Source organism: Phenylobacterium sp. Root700 (assembly GCF_001429025.1).
Lineage (GTDB): Bacteria > Pseudomonadota > Alphaproteobacteria > Caulobacterales > Caulobacteraceae > Phenylobacterium.
This window is the reverse complement of sequence record NZ_LMHT01000033.1, coordinates 15,438-34,014: the sequence shown is the minus strand read 5'-3', so window position 1 is coordinate 34,014 and position 18,577 is coordinate 15,438. Positions and strand designations below refer to the sequence as shown.

Annotated in this window: 15 protein-coding genes and 1 pseudogene; 6 read left to right on the top strand and 10 right to left on the bottom strand. The window is 66.2% G+C overall.

The window, feature by feature from the left end; all coding sequences use genetic code 11:
- The first annotated feature begins 61 nt into the window (after positions 1-61).
- Complete coding sequence (locus ASE02_RS17365) at positions 62-820, top strand: thioesterase family protein (RefSeq protein WP_235536742.1); 759 nt, start codon at positions 62-64, stop codon at positions 818-820.
- Positions 821-837: 17 nt separating this feature from the next.
- On the opposite strand, the gene ASE02_RS17360 is transcribed toward ASE02_RS17365, so the two are convergent.
- The 7 genes from ASE02_RS17360 to ASE02_RS17330 all read right to left on the bottom strand — a co-directional run bounded on the left by ASE02_RS17360 (position 838) and on the right by ASE02_RS17330 (position 10,222).
- Positions 838-1,158 carry a 2Fe-2S iron-sulfur cluster-binding protein gene (locus ASE02_RS17360; RefSeq protein WP_056735800.1) on the bottom strand — a complete coding sequence of 107 codons (321 nt, stop codon included), beginning with the start codon at positions 1,156-1,158 and terminating at the stop codon, positions 838-840.
- A 90-nt stretch (positions 1,159-1,248) separates the two neighbouring features.
- Positions 1,249-2,013 carry an SDR family oxidoreductase gene (locus ASE02_RS17355; protein ID WP_200957714.1) on the bottom strand — a complete coding sequence of 255 codons (765 nt, stop codon included), beginning with the start codon at positions 2,011-2,013 and terminating at the stop codon, positions 1,249-1,251.
- A gap of 116 nt (positions 2,014-2,129) precedes the next feature.
- Positions 2,130-3,188 (bottom strand): zinc-binding dehydrogenase, encoded by a 1,059-nt coding sequence (locus tag ASE02_RS17350; RefSeq protein ID WP_056735798.1) that lies wholly within the window; start codon positions 3,186-3,188, stop codon positions 2,130-2,132.
- A 278-nt stretch (positions 3,189-3,466) separates the two neighbouring features.
- Entirely contained in the window at positions 3,467-4,909 is a 1,443-nt protein-coding gene (locus ASE02_RS17345; RefSeq protein WP_056735797.1) for an aldehyde dehydrogenase family protein, read from the bottom strand.
- A gap of 437 nt (positions 4,910-5,346) precedes the next feature.
- Positions 5,347-8,451: an efflux RND transporter permease subunit gene (locus ASE02_RS17340; RefSeq protein ID WP_056735796.1), complete on the bottom strand. Its 3,105-nt coding sequence runs from the start codon at positions 8,449-8,451 to the stop codon at positions 5,347-5,349.
- Positions 8,448-9,509, bottom strand: coding sequence for an efflux RND transporter periplasmic adaptor subunit (locus ASE02_RS17335; protein WP_056735795.1), 1,062 nt, complete (start codon positions 9,507-9,509; stop codon positions 8,448-8,450). The genes ASE02_RS17340 and ASE02_RS17335 overlap by 4 nt, the downstream gene beginning before the upstream one ends.
- A gap of 77 nt (positions 9,510-9,586) precedes the next feature.
- Complete coding sequence (locus tag ASE02_RS17330; RefSeq protein WP_056735794.1) at positions 9,587-10,222, bottom strand: TetR/AcrR family transcriptional regulator; 636 nt, start codon at positions 10,220-10,222, stop codon at positions 9,587-9,589.
- A gap of 50 nt (positions 10,223-10,272) precedes the next feature.
- Here ASE02_RS17330 and ASE02_RS17325 point away from each other — a divergent pair, with 50 nt between their 5' ends.
- On the top strand, positions 10,273-11,730 hold the full coding sequence (locus tag ASE02_RS17325) for an efflux transporter outer membrane subunit (protein ID WP_082602182.1): 1,458 nt from the start codon (positions 10,273-10,275) through the stop codon (positions 11,728-11,730).
- A gap of 156 nt (positions 11,731-11,886) precedes the next feature.
- On the opposite strand, the gene ASE02_RS17320 is transcribed toward ASE02_RS17325, so the two are convergent.
- Positions 11,887-13,224 carry an LLM class flavin-dependent oxidoreductase gene (locus ASE02_RS17320; protein ID WP_056735792.1) on the bottom strand — a complete coding sequence of 446 codons (1,338 nt, stop codon included), beginning with the start codon at positions 13,222-13,224 and terminating at the stop codon, positions 11,887-11,889.
- A gap of 347 nt (positions 13,225-13,571) precedes the next feature.
- Between ASE02_RS17320 and ASE02_RS17315 the strand changes: the two genes are divergently transcribed.
- The 3 genes from ASE02_RS17315 to ASE02_RS17305 all read left to right on the top strand — a co-directional run bounded on the left by ASE02_RS17315 (position 13,572) and on the right by ASE02_RS17305 (position 15,817).
- Positions 13,572-13,829, top strand: a complete 258-nt coding sequence (locus ASE02_RS17315; RefSeq protein WP_056735791.1) for a hypothetical protein — start codon at positions 13,572-13,574, stop codon at positions 13,827-13,829.
- Positions 13,826-14,725 carry a fatty acid desaturase gene (locus ASE02_RS17310; RefSeq protein ID WP_082602181.1) on the top strand — a complete coding sequence of 300 codons (900 nt, stop codon included), beginning with the start codon at positions 13,826-13,828 and terminating at the stop codon, positions 14,723-14,725. Before ASE02_RS17315 ends, ASE02_RS17310 begins: the two co-directional genes overlap by 4 nt.
- Positions 14,726-14,869: 144 nt before the next feature.
- Entirely contained in the window at positions 14,870-15,817 is a 948-nt protein-coding gene (locus ASE02_RS17305) for a fatty acid desaturase (protein ID WP_056735790.1), read from the top strand.
- A 175-nt stretch (positions 15,818-15,992) separates the two neighbouring features.
- Here ASE02_RS17305 and ASE02_RS17300 read toward each other — a convergent pair whose 3' ends face one another.
- Positions 15,993-17,390, bottom strand: coding sequence for an AraC family transcriptional regulator (locus ASE02_RS17300; RefSeq protein ID WP_082602180.1), 1,398 nt, complete (start codon positions 17,388-17,390; stop codon positions 15,993-15,995).
- A gap of 136 nt (positions 17,391-17,526) precedes the next feature.
- On the bottom strand, positions 17,527-18,285 hold the full coding sequence (locus ASE02_RS17290) for an IclR family transcriptional regulator C-terminal domain-containing protein (protein ID WP_056735787.1): 759 nt from the start codon (positions 18,283-18,285) through the stop codon (positions 17,527-17,529).
- Positions 18,286-18,390: 105 nt separating this feature from the next.
- On the opposite strand from ASE02_RS17290, the pseudogene ASE02_RS23065 reads away from it, so the two are divergent.
- Positions 18,391-18,577, top strand: a pseudogene (locus ASE02_RS23065) (acyl-CoA dehydrogenase); the annotation flags it as partial.

Sequence of the window (18,577 nt, the reverse complement as noted above, 5' to 3'; positions counted from 1 at the left end):
CCTTCCGTCGACGGTGATGAGCGTCCAACCTATGACTCCTTTCACATCCCTTCTGTCAGCAATGACGGCGACCAACGATATCTTCTCGGTCGAGTTGCCCGACAATTGGCTTCAGGGACGGACGGCCTATGGGGGCCTGACCGCGGCTATTTGTTTGGAGGCCGCTCAGCGGAGCACGGCGAATCTCCCGCCCCTCCGCTCGGCCCAGTTCGCGCTGGTCGGACCGGCCACCGGGGCGCTGAGGATCCAGCCGAGCGTGCTGCGCCGCGGACGATCCACGGTGTTCGTCGGCGTTGACCTGACGGGAGCGGCGGGTTTGGCCGCGCGGGGCGCGCTTGCCTTCGGTGAAGGTCGGAATTCCGTCCTGGACCATCTCGATGTCGCGGCGCCCAACGTGGCGGCCTGGGACGCCTGTCCCGAGCTTTTCACGTCTCCTGGACGACCCGCCGCCTCGCATCACTTCGACATGAGGCTTGCCGGCGGCGCGCGCCCGCGCACCCCGGACTCGGACCCGATGATGCAGACGTGGCTGCGGCACAAGGAGGCCGCCGCCAATGCGTGCCTGCCGGGCCTGGTCGCGTTGGCGGACGCGCCGCCGGCGGCGGCTACGGTGCTGTTCCCGCACATGGCGCCGTTCAGCACCATGACCTGGGCCTTGGACATGCTGACGGACGCGCCCGCGAGCGCCTCGGGCTGGTGGTTGGCCGAATGCTCAGCTCAATCAGTCCGGCAGGGATACTCGACGCAAAGCATGACCTTGTGGAACGATCTGGGCGCACCCGTGATCGCGATGCGCCAGTCGGTGGCCATTTTCATCTGACCCGACGATGGCGCAGGTCAGTGCTGGTTCTCCGGCATGGTCACTGTGAGACCTTCCAGGGCGTCGCTGACCTTGATCTGACAGGACAGTCGGCTGTTCTCCTGAACGCCTTCGGCGAAATCCAACATCGATTGCTCCATCTCGCTGCGCCCGCCCGTCCGATGGAGGTCGGCGGGGTCGACAAAGACGTGGCACGTCGCGCATGCGCAGGCCCCGCCGCAGTCGGCGTCGATGCCGGGTATGTTGTTCTTCGTCGCGCCTTCCATCACGGAGAGGCCAGGCGCGACATCCACGACATGTGCGGCGCCGTCGTGCTCGAGGTAGGTGATCTTGGTCATGGCGTCCTTGTCGATGGCCGCGAACAGGCGACCTCATTTGGGGTTTCGTATTGCAACGCTGCTTGTTGTCTGGAGCGATTGTCGCCGAACCTATTGAGGCCTCAACATCTTGCCGCGCAGCCTGCGCATGCCGCCCAGCCAACGGTCGTAGTCGCCCGCCTTTCGCCGCATATAGGTCTCCACGACGGCGTGCGGCAGGATCAAGAAGGTTTCGGCCGCCAAGCCCTCGATGACGCTTTCCGCAACGTCCTCCGGGGTGAGCACGCCGTCGAGGTTTTGAGGTTGGGATGAGGCGTCGCCCTCGCGCAGCATCGCCGTATCGACGCCCTGAGGACAAAGGATCGAGACCCTTATCCCCTGATCGCCGTGGGTGATCGCGAGCGATTCCGCAAACCCGACCGCAGCGTGCTTCGTCGTCGAATAGACGGCGCCGCCGATCTGGGAAAGCAGGCCCGCGGCCGAAACCGTATTGAGGATATAGCCGCTCCCTCGGGCGGCCATGCCTGGCGTCACCGCTCGGGCGGCATGCACATGGGCCATGACATTGACCCTCCACGCGCGCTCCCAGACGTCGTCAGCAGACGAGGCGGCGCTTTGCTTGTCAGGGTCGCCGCCGCCGACGCCCGCATTGGAACAGAACAGGTCGATACGGCCGTAGCGCGCCTCGATGTCCGCGACCGCGGCCTCGAGTTCCGGGCCGTTGGTGACGTCAAGCCTGACCGCATCGCCTCCAAGCTCGGCGGCCACGGCCCTCGCACCCTCGCCGTTGCGATCGACGGCCACCACCTTGGCGGCGCCTGCTTGAGCGAAGCGGCGGCAGAGCGCGGCGCCAATGCCTTCGGCGGCGCCCGTCACCACCACGATTTTGCCCGCAACATCCATGTTGAATGGACTCCTATTGAAGGGCTCAGACCGCCGCGCGCTGCGCGCCGGTCCGCCCGATTGCCTAAGAGTAGTTCGAGCGCCCGGGGCTAGGCGGCCGGCGTCCCGTTTGCGTGGAAGTGGACGACCCGCCCCTGAATCTCGCCGGCGCTGAGCGCAGCCATGTCGGCGTTGATCTCGCTGATCGGAGCGCGGCGGAACGGGATCGGCTTGACGCCCCCCTTTCGCACCAGGTCGATCAGATCGCGCAACTCCGCCGGCGTGCCGACGAACGAACCCCTCAGGGTGAGCTGGCGCGACGCCAAGGCCGCCACCGGGACTTGAAGCGTGCCGCCGAACAGGCCCACGGCGACATAGACGCCAGCATTGATGAGCGATCCCAGCGCCAGTTGGACGGTGGCGTCCGCGCCCACGAAATCAATCACGCCGCTCACGCCGCCGGTCTTGGCCTTGAGGGCTTCGATCGCGTCTTCCGAGCGGCTGTTGATCGCCAGGTCGGCGCCGTAACTTTCCGTGGCGAGGCGAAGTTTCGCATCATCCACATCCACCGCGACCACCTTTTCGAAGCCCATCGCCTTCGCCAGGGCGAGCGCCATCAGCCCAACCCCGCCGACGCCCACGATCGCGACCCAACCGGATTTCCGCGGCAACTTCGCCAGCGCCGAATAGGCGGTGAGCCCGGAGCACGCGTAGACGCCGGCCATGTCAGGGTCGATCCCGCTGGCGTCGATAAGGAATTTCGGATCCCGCACGACCACTTTTTCGGCGTGACCGCCGGATCGGTGCAGACCCAGGTTCTGGGGTTTCGCGCATTCGTTGTCTCGGCCGTCGAGACAGGCCTGGCAACCGCCGCAACCGATCCAAGGGTACACGATCACCGAGCGGCCGATGTCGGCCTGCGAGAGACCGGCGTCCGGCCCATAGGCGGCGATATGGCCGAAGATTTCGTGGCCCATTGTCAACGGTGTCGGGGCCCCGATGGCCGGGAGGGGAAGCTTCTGCCCGCCGCCAAGGCTGAGGTGGCCTTCATGGAAATGCAGGTCGGAATGGCAGAGGCCGCAGGATGCGACCTTGACCACGACTTGGCTGGCGCTCGGCGACGGATCCGCGACCTCGTTCGCGAGGATCGGGGCGCCGAATTCGACCACTTGATATGCCTTCACCGTTTGACTCCTGACGTCTTGCGCGCAGAGGGACATCCCTCAACGGCGATGGGGTGGCGGGGCCGATGTGCGGTCGCGCCATGAATGCAGAGCCGCCGTCGAGCCCAGCGCCGAGCATCCCTGCCCTTTGCTCGACAACGGCCCGTGGGAAAGCGGCCCGACCGCAAGGCGTGCGGCCGGGCCGAGGCGCCCGCCGGGGAAAGGATCGGCGGGGGAGGCGAACCGATGGCGCGGCCGCCGCGGAAGTTCGCGCGCTGGAGGCCCTACTCAGCGGCTGGGGCGGGCGCGTAGCCGAGGATGGCCTTGGTCTCGAGGAACTCGTGGAAGGCGAGGTCGCCCCATTCGCGCCCGTTGCCGCTCATCTTGTAGCCGCCAAAGGGGGCCATGAAATCGTTCGATGCGCCGTTGATGAAGACCTGTCCCGAGCGAAGTCTCGCCGCGACCTGCCGGGCCTTTTCGAGGTCGGCGGCCTGGATGTAGGCGCCCAGGCCGTACTCGGTGTCGTTGGCGATCTCGACCGCCTGGTCGACCGTGTCGTAGCCGAGGACCACGAGCACGGGACCAAAGATCTCTTCTTTGGCGATGGTCATGTCGTTGGTGACGTTGGCGAAGACGGTGGGCTTCACATAGTAGCCCTGGTCCAGGCCTTCCGGGCGGCCGACCCCGCCGATGACCAGGGTCGCGCCCTCGTCGATGCCGGCCTGGATCAGCTTTTGGATCTTGTCGAATTGGACTTTGGAGACCACCGGGCCCATCTGAGCGTTGCCATTGGGGTCGCCGACGGTGACCTGGTTGGCGGCTTCCCGGGCGACGGTGATCGCCTCGTCCATCCGGCGGGTGGGGACCAGCATCCTCGTGGGGGCATGGCAGGTCTGGCCCGAGTTGATCATCATCGCCGGAACACCGCGAGCGATCCCCTCGGCGAAGGCGATGTCGTCGAAGACGATGTTCGGGCTCTTGCCGCCCAGCTCCTGGGCCACGCGCTTGACGGTCGGGGCGGCGTTCTTGGCCACCTCGATGCCGGCGCGGGTCGAGCCGGTGAACGAGATCAGGTCCACCTCCGGGTGGCTGGACAGCGGCACGCCGACGCCGAGGCCGTCGCCATGCACCAGGTTGAACACACCCGCCGGCACGCCGGCCGCATGCATGATCTCGGCGAAGATCTGACCGGTGAACGGCGCGACCTCAGAGGGCTTCAGCACCATGGTGCAGCCCGTGGCGATAGCCGGGGCCACCTTGCAGACGATCTGGTTCAGCGGCCAGTTCCAGGGGGTGATGAGCCCGCAGACGCCGATCGGTTCCTTGACGATCATCGTCGGGCCGCGGTCGTCCTCGAACTTGAAGGTCTTCAGCACTTCGATCGCGGTGGCCAGGTGGCCCATGCCGGCGGGCACCTGGGCGCGTTGCGCCAGGCTCGCCGGAGCGCCCATTTCCTCGGTGACCGCGGTGGCCAGGTCGCCGAAGCGCTTCTGGTACTCGGCGAGGATGCGGCCCAAGACCTCCAGGCGCTCCTCGCGGCTGGTCTGCGACCAGGCCGGAAAGGCCTTGCGGGCCGCCTTGCAGGCCGCATCGACATCAGCGGCCGAGCCCAGGGCGACCCTACCGACCACCTGTTCGGTCGCGGGGTTCTCGACATCAAGCGTCGTCAGGCCCTCGGCGGGGTCGACCCACGCACCGTCAATGTAGAATGTCAGGTAGTCGCGCATGGAAGCTCCAGGTTCGTCGGGGCGATACGGAAGGTGATGGCCATCGCATTGCGACCGCAGCATGCAACCTTTGTCTCGTGAGGCTTCGGAACACTAGGTTCTTTTTTCGACCTTACCAAGAGCCAAAATGATTGCGGCGCGGCGGAGCTTGGCGTGGGATTGCGCGCGGCCCCCCCGACGACCAAGCCGTCATAGGCTCTCCGTGGAAAATCGGCGCCGTAGGCCGCCGTACGGGGTGTGCGTGCTCCGAAAGTCCCTCCCGGCCCTGGACGGCGGTGTGGCCGGATCTGTAGCCGATTCCCCGGCGCATGCTTGCGCGCGCGGCGCTGATATTCCTGACGGGTGGTGAAACGAAACCCACGAGAGATGGGGGCGCCTCCCCATGGGGGAGGCGCCGTTCGGAGAGCGCATAAACGTCGAAGCCGGCGCGCCGGCGCTCACAGAGGTCTCAGATCAACTGGGCCATGGGTTTCGGGTCTTGACTGAGCCTTGCGAGGACGCTCGCTGAACCAGAGGGCGTAGAGGGCTGGCAGGAAGAGCAGGGTGAGCGCCGTACCGACCAGGGTCCCGCCGATCAGAACGACGGCCAGCGCCCCCCAGAAGCTCGAAAGGGTCAGCGGCAGGAAGGCCAGGACCGCGGCCACGGCCGTCAACAGGACGGGGCGGGCGCGCCGGACCGTGGCTTCGATCACGGCGTCGGTTTGGCTGAGCCCGTGAGCGCGCTCGGCCTCGATCTGATCGACCAGGATCAACGTGTTGCGCATCAGGATGCCCGCCAGTCCAATCAGGCCCAAGATGGCGTTGAACCCGAAGGACGTGCCGGTGATGAGCAGGGCCGGCACGGCTCCGATGAGCCCGAGTGGAGCCGTGGCGAACACGAGCCCTGTCATCTTGAACGACCGAGTTTGAACCATGATGACGGTCAGCATGAGCACGATCATCAAGGGGAAGATCGGCGCCAGGGCCGCATTGGCCTTGGCGGACTCCTCGACCGAACCGCCAGTCGCCATTTTATACCCTGGCGGCAAGGCGGCGGTGAACTCGCCCATTTGTTTCAGGATCGCCGCCGTGACGACGGGGGGCTGGACCCCGGGAACGATGTCGGCGCGAACGGTGATGGTCGGCTGACGATCCCGCCGCAGGAGGATCGGGTCTTCGAACTGCGGGGTCAGACGCGCCACGCCGGAGAGCGGCACTGAGCGCCCGTCGGCCGTGGTGATCGTCATGTTCTCGAGACCCGCCAGCCCGGCGCGCTCGTCCGCGGCGGCCCGCACCACAACGTTCACCGTCCGATCGCCGGACCGCATCTGCGACACGGTGGCCCCGGAGATCAGGGCGCTGACCTGGCGGGAGACGCTGGCCGGGCTAAGGCCGATCTGGCGCAGGCGATCCTCGTCGAATACGAGCCGGACGACCGGCGCGCGCTCACCCCAGTCGAGGTTCACATCGCGCGTTCGCGGGTCAGCACGGACAATGTCCGCCGCCTGCGCCGCTAGAATGCGCAGCCGCTCCGGATCGGGGCCCGATACGCGGAAGGCGACGGGATAGGGGACGGGGGGACCGAACAGAAGGGTGTTCACGCGCACGCGGGCCTCGGGATAGGCGCCGGCGTTGATCCGCTTCGCCAAGGCGTGACTCAAGGCGTCGCGAGCCTTGTGGTCGTCCGTAAGCACGATCAGCTTTGCGAACGCGGGGTCGGGCAGCTCCGGATTGAGGGACATGAAGAAGCGTGGCGCGCCGGCGCCGATGTAGGAATCGATAGACCGTGCTTCAGGCAGTTTGCGAAGGTCGGCCTCGATCCGCTCGACCACGGCTTGGGTGGCGGTGATGCTCGTGCCCTTGGGCAGTGAGACCTCGACCAGCACCTCGGGGCGATCCGACATGGGGAAGAACTGCTTGGGCACCACGACGGCCAACAGGGCGCCGGCGATCATCAGCGCCGTGAGCACCGCGATGGAGACAGGGCCGCGCAGGGCCACGGATCCAGCGATCCAAGACCTCAGGCGTGCGTATCTTGCCGTGGCATAGATGGCGTCATGGCCGCCCGGCACCGGCTTGATGGCGGGCAGGAGTTTCACCCCCAGGTACGGTGTGAAGAATACGGCCACGATCCAGGACACCAGCAGCGCGAAGGCTACGATCCAGAAGATGTTGCCGGCGTATTCCCCGGCTACGGATTGGGCGAAGCCGACAGGGATGAAGCCGATGACGGTGACCAGGGTGCCGGTCAGCATCGGGCCGGCCGTGGCGCCCCAGGCGAAGGTCGCGGCGGCGGTGCGATCAATGCCCTCCTGCATCTTCACCACCATCATCTCGATGGCGATGATGGCGTCGTCGACCAGGAGCCCGAGCGACAGGATCAACGCTCCCAAGGTGATGCGATCGAAGTCCCGCCCGGTCATCAGCATGATGACGAACACCGCCGAGAGGGTCAGCGGCACGGCGGCGGCGACCACCAGGCCGACGCGGAAGCCGAGCGCGATCAGACTGACCACCATGACGACAGCCAGCGCCACGACGAATTTCAGCATGAATTCGCCATAGGCCTCTTCGATGTTTTTCGACTGGTCGGCGACCTGCGTCAGGGTGAGACCGACCGGCAGGCTTTCGCGGATTTCGGCGACCTCGTCCTTCAGGCTTTCGCCAAGCACGGTGCCGTTCCAGCGTTCGCGCATGACGACGCCCAGCACCAAGGCCGGCGCGCCGTTGTGACGGACCAGATAGGTGGCGGGATCCTCGTATCCTCGACGGACCTCGGCGATGTCGCCGAGCCGGAAGCTTCGGCCGCCCGCAGAGATCGGCGTTGCGCGCACCGTCTCGACCCCGTCGAAGGCGCCGTCGACGCGGATGTTCACCGACTGGGCCCCGGTCTGGACCTCCGCATCGCCCGACAGCAGGTTCTGCTGGGACAGGGCGGCGATCAGCTGGTCGGACGTCAGGCCAAGCGTCGCCAGGCGCTTGTAGGACAGCTCGACGAAGATGCGTTGCGGCTGTTCGCCGATGATCTTGACCTTCTTGACCCCCTCGACGCTCAGCAGCCGTTCGCGCAGCGTTTCGGCCTCCTGAACGAGGTCGCGATGCGACATGCCCCGCGCCTGTAGAGCGAACAGGCCGAAATAGACGTCCGAGAACTCGTCATTGATGATCGGCCCAATGACGCCTTGGGGCAGATTGATCGCCTCGTCGCCCAGCTTCTTACGCGCCTGATAGAACTCCTCGGGGACCGCGCCGGGCGGTGTCGAATCCTTCAGGGAGACGGTCATGGAGACAACGCCAGGCCGCGCCTGGGTCTCGGTGCGATCGTAGTAGCGAAGCTCCTGGAGTCGCTTTTCCAGACGGTCGGCGACCTGATCCTGCATCTCCTGCGCCGTCGCGCCGGGCCAAACCGCCGTGACGGTCATCACCTTGATGGTGAAGGTCGGATCCTCCGCCCGTCCGAGCTTCAAGAAGGCGAAGGCGCCGGCCGCGAGGATGGCGATGATCAGGAAGAGAGTGACCGACGGGTTGCGGACGGCCAGGGCAGAAAGGTTGGGAAATTTCATGGGCGCACCGCCACGGCGTCGACCGGACGAACCACCTGGCCCTCGCGCAGCAGATGCGCGCCGAGGGTCACGATCCGGTCGCCGGCGTTCAGCGAGCCGGCGGCGATCGAAGCGGTCTCTTCGCCTAACCTGGCGACGGCGACCCTTCGGAAGTGAACGCGGTTCGCCTGGACCACCCAGACGCCCGGGCCGGCGCCCGGATCATGCAGGGCGCCAAGGGGCACCTCCTGCTGACGGGGCGTGGAGCGGGGCAATTCAACGGTGACCGTAGCGCCGAGCGGCAGGTCGGTTCGGCTCAGGACATACCTGGCGTCGAAAGTGCGCGTCAGGGGGTCGGCGACGCCGGCCACTTCGCGAAGCTGCGCCTGGATCGGCGCGTCGGAGGCGTAGAGGAAGGCGCGACCGGCCCGCGGTAGCGTCGCCAGCTGCGTCTCGGGCACGGCGACGGCCGCCTCACGGCTTCCGGCGCGCGCCAGGCGGGCGACGACCATCCCTGCGCCGACGACCTGTCCGGGCTGAACGAGCACCTCGGTCACCACCCCGTCGGCATCGGCGACAAGCGTGCCGTAGTCGGCCTGGTTACCGGCTTGACGGGCGTTGGATCGAGCCGCTGACACCGCAGCTTCGGCGGACAGGGCGGTCGCCAATGCGAGATCATAGGCGGATCGGGAAGCGGCGCCGGCCTCCAGAAGACGCGCCATGCGCGCCTCTTCCGCGCGAGCCTGCGTCGCCTGAGCCTGCGCCGACCGCAACTGTTCGCCAGAGGCGTTGGCCGCGAGCTGGAGATCGGAGGGATCCAGTCGCAACAGCGGCTGCCCCCTCAGAACCTGCTGACCGGGATCCACGAGACGCTGGACGACCTTGCCGCCCACCCGGAAACCAAGATCGCTCTCGGTGCGTGAGCGGACCACGCCGGTGTAGCGAATGGCGCCCCCGGCTCCTTCTCCTACCAGAGCAGTGCGAACCAGTTGCGGCTGCGCCTCGGGGGCCTTTGGCGCGCAAGCGACGAGCGTAAAGGCGGCCAGGATGGCGGCGGGGCGTGAGATGGGGACCGGCATGGAGTGTCCTGCGAGACTTTAGTTGCCGCAAAACCCTAGGCCGGATCCGTTTCGAATAATAGATGAAAAATGATGGACTATATCATTTTATTATTCAGCCCGGTTACGAGCAGCTGACAGATGCGATCGCTGGTGTGCATCAGATCCTCCCCGGCGTAGGTCTCGATCATGTGAGGATGCCAGACCTTGTTCAGCGCGGAGCAGATGGTGTCGGACATCTCCTCGGGATCGACGGCTCTGAAGGCGCCGGACCGCTGCCCCTCCATGATCACGTGACGGACGGCTCCACGGAGTCCTCCCAGGTAGGCGGCCACGACTGGCCACATTTCCCGTGCGGCGACGGCGCAGAGATGATGCAGCTTTTGATCGCTGAAAAGCAGACGTTGCGTCTCCTCGAGCACGGCGCGGCTCAGAGCTTCAAGCGCCAGGCCGGCATTCGGCTCCGCCCTTGCGGCCGCCCAGGCCTTGTCTTCGATCGTCGACAAAGCTCGCCCCGCGATCGCCTCGTCGAGCGCCTGACGGTTGGGGAAGCTTCGATACAGGTTGGCGGGCGACATGCCGAGGTCGCGGGCGACGTCCCCGATCGTGGTCTTCTCGAATCCGATCGACTCGTAAAGCCGCTGCGCGGCCTCGAGGATCTCCTCGCGGCGATCGACTGTGGGCCGGCCGGGGCGCTTAGCGGCGGCGCCTGGAACTGACGTCTTGCTTTTCATGAAAAATGATCTAACTCATCAGTTTATGTAAGGCAAGGAGATCGGCTGTGATGTTGCGCATGCCATTGGTGTTGCTGGGCTCCCTATCCCTGTTCGGATGCGCGAGCCATCCGCCGCTTGGGCCAACCGCGCCTGCGGCGTCTTCGTCGTACCGCAATCTGTCGCTCCCAACCGGTCCCACATCGAGCGCCATCGTGCGTATGGAGTGGTGGAAGTCCTTCAACGACCCAGTCCTTGATCGTCTAATCGACGAGGCTCTGCTCGGGAGTCTGGATATCGAAGCGGCCAGCGCGCGGTTGCAGCAGGCCGCCGCCGCCTCCAGGGTCGCGACGTCGTTGGCGCTGCCGTCGGGGACAATCAGCGGCTCGGCGACCACCCAGCGTCAATCCCTCGGGGATCCGGTCGCCAGGATCGCGTCCGCGTCCCCGACCTATGACAGAACAAGCGAACTTTTCGGCCTCAGCGCGGCCATGTCGTGGGAGCTTGATCTGTTCGGCCGCTTGTCGGCCGTGAAACGCGCCGCTGGGGCCGATCAAGTCGCGGCGGCGGCGGACCTGGCGGGGGCGCGGCTGAGCGTGGCGGCCGAGATCGCGAACGCGTACATCGCCGCCCGTGAGCTGCAGGCGCGGCTCCAGATCACGCGTGAGCGCATCGACACGGTGGAAAGTTTGCGTGCGCTGGTGGCGCTGCGTTTCCAGGAGGGCGCCGCCGCCCGCCTCGAACTCGATAACGCCGAGGCCGACCTGGCCGCGGCCCAGGCCCGTGCGCCCGCCCTCGAGGCGGCGCTCGATCAGACTCTGGATCGCATAGACCTGCTGTCGGGACGCGCGCCTGGGAGGGCCGCCGCCGAGGTCGGAGTGGGCGCGCTCCCGGCCGCCCTCACGATCGATGTCCGCGATGGACCGGCGGAACTTCTCGCCCGCCGACCAGACATCGTCGCCGCCGAACGCCGGGTCGCGGCGGGGGATGCGCGCGTGGCGGAGGCCATCGCCGGCTATTATCCTCGGGTCTCGATCGCCGGCTTGGTCGGCCTGTTGTCGCCCGTGCTTGCCGATCTCCTTGACGACGACTCCCTCCAGTCCGCTGGGACCGCAGGATTGTCTGGCCGGTTGTTCGACTTTGGGGCGACCCGCGGCCAGGTCGAGGCGGCGCGCGGCCGCACTCGCGAAGCGGTCGCCGGCTACCGCAGAACCGTTTTCCAGGCCGTGGCCGAAGTCGAGGACGGCCTCTCGCGCCTCTCGCGCGGCGCGCGCCAGGCCGAGGACCTCGGCCGGAGCGAAGCCGCTCTGTCTCGGGCCAGCAGGGTCGCGCGGGCGGGATACGACATCGGCGGCTTCGACCTGCGAGACGCGTTGGAAGCCGAGCGCCGCCTGCTGGATGTTCAGGACGCCGCAATCGTCGCTCGCGCCGACACCGCGCGCGCCAGCGTGGCCGTGTTCCGCGCCCTGGGCGGAGGCTGGACGGCTGACTCGTTGCAGGTGGCGACGCACGATGAGCGGCGCGGCTGACGGCCGCGGGGCCGCCCGGCCCGCTTCGAGACAGGCGGCGGGCAGGCGCATCGCGCGCGGGTTGATCACCACCGCCCGCGGCGCCCATTCACGCCGCCCGGGCACGCCGCCCGGGCGACCTAGTCCATCCGCCGCAAAGCGGCGGATGGGGAACCCCTAGGCGACCGCGCGCTGGTCTTTTGCGACGGTGAATCGGTTGGCGGGGACTTCGAGGCCCAGGCTGTCGCGGAAGGTCGAGCCCTCGTAGGTTTCGCGGAGGATGCCCCGCTTCTGCAGGATCGGCGTCACCTCCTCGACGAATAGCCTGAACTGGCCGGGCAGGGGCTGCCCGACCACGAAGCCGTCGGACGCCTCGGTCACCAGCCATTCCTCGAACTTGTCGGCGATCTGCTCCGGGGTTCCGACCAATTCACCCTTGGGCGTCGCGAACCGCTGAGCGACCTGACGAAGGGTCAGGTTTTCTTTCTGCACCGCCTGGGCGATCTTCAGGGTCGCCGACTGAGAGCTGTTGAAGCCGCGAGCGAAGACGTCCGGGAACGGGGCGTCCAGCTCGTAGACGGTGAAGTCATGGTCGTTGAAACTGCGACCGAGCATGGCCAGGGCGGACTCGATCGAGACCAGGTCGGCGCGTTCCTCCCAGCGGGCGTTGGCCTCCGCCTCGGTGCTGCCGATGATCGGGGCCACGGCCGGCAGGATGAACAGACTAGCGGGATCGCGGCCGAAGCCGGCGGCGCGCGCCTTGACGTCGGCATAATAGTCCCGGGCCTCTTGGATGCCGCCATGGCCGACAAAGATGGCGTCGGCGCGCTTGGCCGCGAAATTGCGACCGTCCTCGGAGGCGCCGGCCTGGAAGATCACCGGCTGGCCCTGAGCTGAGCGGGCGATGTTCAACGGCCCTTTCACCGACAGGAAGTCGCCCTTGTGTCCCAGGGTGTTGAGCTTTTCGGGATCGAAGAAGACGCCGTTGGCCTTGTCGTGGACGAGCGCGTCGTCCTCCCAGCTGTCCCATAGACCCTGGACCACATCGAGATATTCGGCGGCGAGGCGATAGCGCACGTCGTGGGCCGGATGCTCCTCCTTGCCGAAGTTGTCGGCGGAGCCTTCAAGCCATGAGGTCACCACGTTCCAGCCCGCGCGGCCGCCGCTGATGTGGTCGAGGGAAGCGAATTGCCGGGCGACGTTGAACGGCTCCGAATAGGTCACGCTCAGAGTGGCCACGAGGCCCACGTGCTCGGTCACCGCCGCCAGGGCCGATAGGATGGTGATCGGCTCGAAGCGGTTCAGATAGTGCGGGCTGGACTTTTCGTTGATCGACAGGCTGTCGGCGATGAATAGAAAATCGAACTTACCCCGCTCGGCCAGCAAGGCGGCGTCCTTGTAGTAGGCGAAATTGGTGCTGGCGCCCGGCTGGGCGTCGGGATGGCGCCAGTCGGTCCAGGTGCGCCCGGCCCCTTCGATCATATGGCCGAGCTTGAGCTGCTTGCGTGTGGTCATGGGAGGATCCTGAGAGCCGTGGTCGCGGCGTCATTGGCGCCATCCCTTCGCCGCCGACAATGGAGTTTTCAGAATAGATCTTATGAGCCTGACAGTTCGAATTCAAAACCTTGATGTCCGAGGTCCCGACTGCGGAGGGCGTCCGGACAGAGCGAGGCCACATCGACGCTCAACGGCCGATCTCCGTCGTGCGCCCCGGGGGCGACGATAGATTCCGTGGGCCGCCCGGCCTTGGCGCAAACGGTCATCAGAATGGCGCGCCACGCCCTCTCCCTCGGCGCCTCGGCTGCGTAAGCTAACGACTACCAAGCCTGCCTTGAGATAGGCGACGACAGGGAGAGATCCTCATGCCCCGCGACGACGTCGCTCATTTGTCGAGCGACGGTGCGCCGACAGCCCCCGTCAGCCTCATCGGCCGCCTGCTGACGCTGCTGCTCCAAGGCATGCCCTTGATTTTCGGGATCGGCTTCATCGCGCCGTTGATGACGCAGCTGCTCGAGCGCGCGCTTCCAGGCGCGGCGCAGGCTGAATGGCCTCTGGTCGCGGGCCTTGCGATCGGCGGATCATGGGGTGCGGTCGCCAACCTGACGGGGCGCTGGCTATGAGCGTCTCCGCAACGGTCCACGAGCACGATCTCAGCGAACTTTCATCCCAGCAGTTGCTGCGCCTGGAGCGTTCGATCGCCGAGCAGTTCATGGGCGGCCTTCCGTGGGGCTCCATCGTCTGGGCGTTCACCAACCTGGCGGTTTGGCTGTCGCTTTGGCCTTTGACCCTGTCGGGCGCCCTTCCGCTGTGGGCGGCGGCGCCTATCGCGACGCTGAACGTCATCCTGAGCTACCTGCCCTCGCACGAAGCCCAACACAGGATCATCGCTCGCGAAGGCGAACGGCTGTTCTGGCTCAACGAGGTCGTCGGCCACCTCTCGCCTGTTCCCTTGGGACTGCCCTATCAGGCCGCCCGCCTCACGCACTACGAGCATCACAAGCACGCCAACGACCTGGAGCTCGACCCCGACATCAACACCAGGTCCGACAGCGCCTGGCACATGGTCGTCAAGGACATCGGCATGCAGCTGCGGACGGTTCCGAAGACGAACATCGCCTACGCCAACGCGTTGGAGCGCCTCGGAACGGAGGACGCCCGTCGCGCCGGGGCGACGCTTCTGGCGTATGCACTCGTCACCAACGCCCTGCTCTTCGGGTTCGCCTGGGCGGGCTACGCGCTCGAGGTGGCGGCGATCGTGTGGCTGCCTCGGATCGTGGGCGGCCTATACATCCGGTTCTTCTTAAGCTGGGCGCCGCACCATCCGGCCTTGGCCGTGGGCCGCTACCGCGACACCCGCGGGTTCAGAAGCCGCCTTGGCAACATCCTGACGATGGGGATGCAGTACCACGTCATCCACCACCTCTATCCCCGCATGCCGCTTATGCGGCATCCGGCGGCCTTCCGCGCGCTTCGGCCCATTCTCGTGGCGCGTGGGTGCCGTCTGGACGGCATCTGATGTCGCCGATGGGCGGGCAAGGCGGGGCGGCGTGGGCCGAGGGTGCGGCCGAAGTTGGTGAGCGCGTCTTCGACGCGCGGCAGGATCGCGGCCAAGACCTGGCGGGTCACGAGCCCGTCGGCTCTCGCCATAGGGAGAAGACACATGGCGTATGACGTTCCCGATACGAAGGCGTCGCGAGTCGCAATCGGCCTCTCGCACGCTGAAGAAAAGCGCATTGCGCTTTCATTGTCGCCTCGAGTGGCCTGGCCGACATTGGCGCTCGCCCTGGTCTTGCCCGTCAGCCTGATAGGACTGCTCTACCTCGGGCTCAGCGGCGGCGTGTCCTATTGGGTCTGCACGCCCGCTCTCGGGCTGGTGATGTACGCGCACTACTCGCTCGTGCACGAGTCCATTCATGGAAACGTCGTGAGCAGGCCCGCGCAACTTGGCTGGGTCAACACCACCGTTGGGTGGATCGGCGCGCTTGGGCTGGGTTCGGGATGGCCGATACTGCAGCGCAGCCACGTGCTTCACCACTCGCACACGAATACGGAGTTGGATCCGGACATCGGGGTCAAGGGGTCCTTCGCCAGCCTGATCGTCAAGTGGCTGATCGGGATCCCGATGAATCTGCTTCCGCTGTTCATGCTGCGTTGGCTGAGCCCCAAGCGCTATGCCGGTGTTCGCACGATGGTCACCGCGCAAGAGATGTTCCTGACCTCCGCCGTCGGCGTTGCCCACCTGCTCATTCTCGCGCTCGCGGTGGCGACCGGCTATTTCGAACAGTGGGTCTTCCTGTTCCTAATTCCCCGCGCGATCGCCGGCTTCATCCTGATGACGTTTTTCTCGTGGCTGCCCCACCACCCGTTCGATAGCACCGAGCGCTACAAGAACACTCGCATCAGCCTCTGGCGGGGTGGAACGTTCCTTCTGCTTCAGCAGAACCTGCACCTCATGCACCACCTCTGGCCGAGCGTCCCATTCTACAACTACAGGAAGCTATACAAGGCGCTTCACCCGGTGCTCATGATCGAGGGCTCGCGCATCGAGGGCCTACTCGTCGGTCCATACCGGAAGAGCGTCGTCGATCCCCGCGCGAGCAATTTCTGAAAAGCGTATCGCCCCGGCCGTCCGTCATCGCCGAGGGGCGGGCTGGGCAACCAGGGGCGGGGGCCATGAGCGACTTGGCGAACAGTGTTGCGGACGAGGCGATCACATATGCCCTCGGGGAGTCGACCTAGGCTCTCGGTGGCTCACTTAGAACACGGTCAGGCCGAATTCTGCGTCAACTCGGAGCCGGCGAGTCGCGAAACCACCGACGGCGGGCCCGGCTGAAACTGGACGGATCAGTGTAGCCCAGCGCCTCGGCGATCTGCGCGTGGGACAGGCCGCCGTCTTGCAGGAGCCGCCCGGCGCGCGCCCGCAGTTCGGCGTCCACGAGGTCGCGGTAGCCGGTCCCGGCCTCCGAGAGTTGCCGGACCAGGGTTCGTCGCGAGACGCCGGTCAGGCGCGCGACTTCATCGGCGGTCAGGCGGCCGGCGGGCAAAGATTTCAGCAGTCGCTCGACGCGGCCCCGTAAACCGTCGGGCGCGAAGAGCCGCGCCTTGGCGGCCTGCAACTCCTGCAGCGCGACGCCGTACAGGGTGGCGTCGGCCAAGGGGGACTGCAACGCAAGCCAGGCGGTGGGAAAACGGATGGCGTTGCGCACGGCGCCGTAGGCGACGTTCTCGCCCAGTACGCTCCGAACCTGAGGCGCGTGTTGGGGTTCGGCGCAAGCGAAGAAGAAGCGGGCTTCGGCAGGCGACGCGGCCATGACCGACGCGATCCCCGCTCGAAACCCGATGAAACACATCTCCATCATCGGGCGCGAAATGCGCTCGTCGAGATCGACCGTCAGCTCGTAGTCCATTTGGCTCCACTGCGGACCACGCCGCAGCGAGGTCCTGTAGTATGGCGCCCGGACAAAGCCGTACCGGGTGATCACCTCGATCGTCGCAGCGAGATCCGGCGCCGCAACCCCCGCGACCCCTAGCGGGCCATGGGAAGAGGGGTTCCAGAGTTCGGGCGCACGCAGCACCCAATCGTCGCCGAACAGGGCGCTGACGTTCTCCACCTGCCGAAGCTGCTGGAAAAGACTGATGTCGGCGGAGGGATCCCGCAGCATTTCCTCGGTGACGTCCGTGCCGGCCAGGATGGCGGCCCGGCGCTCCGCAGTGTCGCCGAAGCAGCGCAGGATCAGGCGGAAATAACCCAGAGGCATCGGCAGCCGTTCGAGATCCTGGACCATGGCGCAAAATGCCATGAATAGGGCGCAGTGCGCCATCCCCTCGGAGCTGGCGTGGTTTACGAGCTTCGCATCCAGCATGAAGCGGAGCCTTGTGGCCCGCCGAACCCGTCGGGATCGACCGCGAGATTCGTTGGCGCCCGCGCGCCAGACTCCGCGAGATTCCGGCCGGAAGGCTCGGCGCGCCAGCGCCCCGATCGGCGGCGTCCGGCAAGATCTCGACCAGGTTGCGACGGCGGCCGGATTGCTCTTGGCGAAGTGGTCCTTCAAGCTGAGCTTGTAGCGGTCGCGGACTGGACGTCGGCCACCTCCCGCCACTCGCAGGTCGGTGATCAGGTCTGGCGTCGTCACATCCCAGACTGGCATGTGGTCGGTGAACTCCGACATGTAGCGCGCCATTTAGTCGCCAGCCTGCATGGGCTGCCCGCCGCTCAATTTAGCGCTAAGTCGAAGGAGAGCTGGTCGCTCGGCGGACGAGGCCGACACCTTCGAGCCGAGGTTAGTCGAGCTGATGCTTCCGAGGTCTCGGGGATAGCTAGGCTCGGCTTCGGCTGACCAATTGCTCCGCGGCGGATTGCAACCGAGGAAGCGCGCGCTGAAGGAGATCCGATGCGGGCGTTCGACTTGTGTGTGAGGAAACATTCAGGGCGGCGGTAACGCACCCCCCGCGATCATAAACAGGAACGGCTAGAGAAATGAGCCCGACTTCCAGTTCTTCGTCGCAGAGGCACCAGCCCTGCTGGCGTGCGCGACGCAGGATGCCCCAGATTTCACTAGCGCTCGTAACTGTCTTAGGTGTGTACGCGGCGAACTCCCGACCACTCATCAATTTTTCAACCCTATCGGGCGATGAGTAGGCGAGCATCACGCGGCCCGTCGATGTGTGAAAAGCCGGAAGCCTGCTGCCGACTCGAAGGCTCAGCGTCATGAGGCGGCTCGCCGTCACCCGAGCCACATAGACAACTTCGTCCCCTTCCAAGACGCTCATCGAGCAGGACTCGCCGATCTCGGTCGCCAGTTCGGCGAGAACGGTTTGGGCCTCATCGAGCGCTTCGACGCTCGAGAGATAGGCATACCCGAGGTCGAGAATTCTGGGCGTCAGTCGAAAGCGCTTTCCCTCCATTCTGGCGAACCCCTCATCGACCAGCGTTAGGAGCAGACGGCGCGCCGCAGCGCGGGTGAGCCCGACCTCCTCAGCGACCTCCGACAAAGCCATCACCGGCCGGTCCGCACTGAAACTACGGATTACACGCAGGCCGCGGACAAAGGACTGAACCTGGTCTCGCCGTTCCATGAGTCTCTCTCGTTCGCATTTCGCACACTTGTACGAAAATGTTGACCCGATTGCGAGCCCGCCGTACCGCCAGCCCCTGCAGCCTTTGAGCTGCTTGGCATTTTNGCCATGGCCCTCGACACCGCTTCGCCCGCCAAGACCTTCAACTGGGAAGACCCGCTGGACCTGTCCTCGCGGCTGACCGAGGAGGAGCGGATGGTGTGGCAGTCAGCGCGGTCCTATGCCCGCGAGAAACTGCTGCCGCGGGTGGTCTCGGCCTATGCCGACGAGCGGTTCGACCGCGAGATCATGA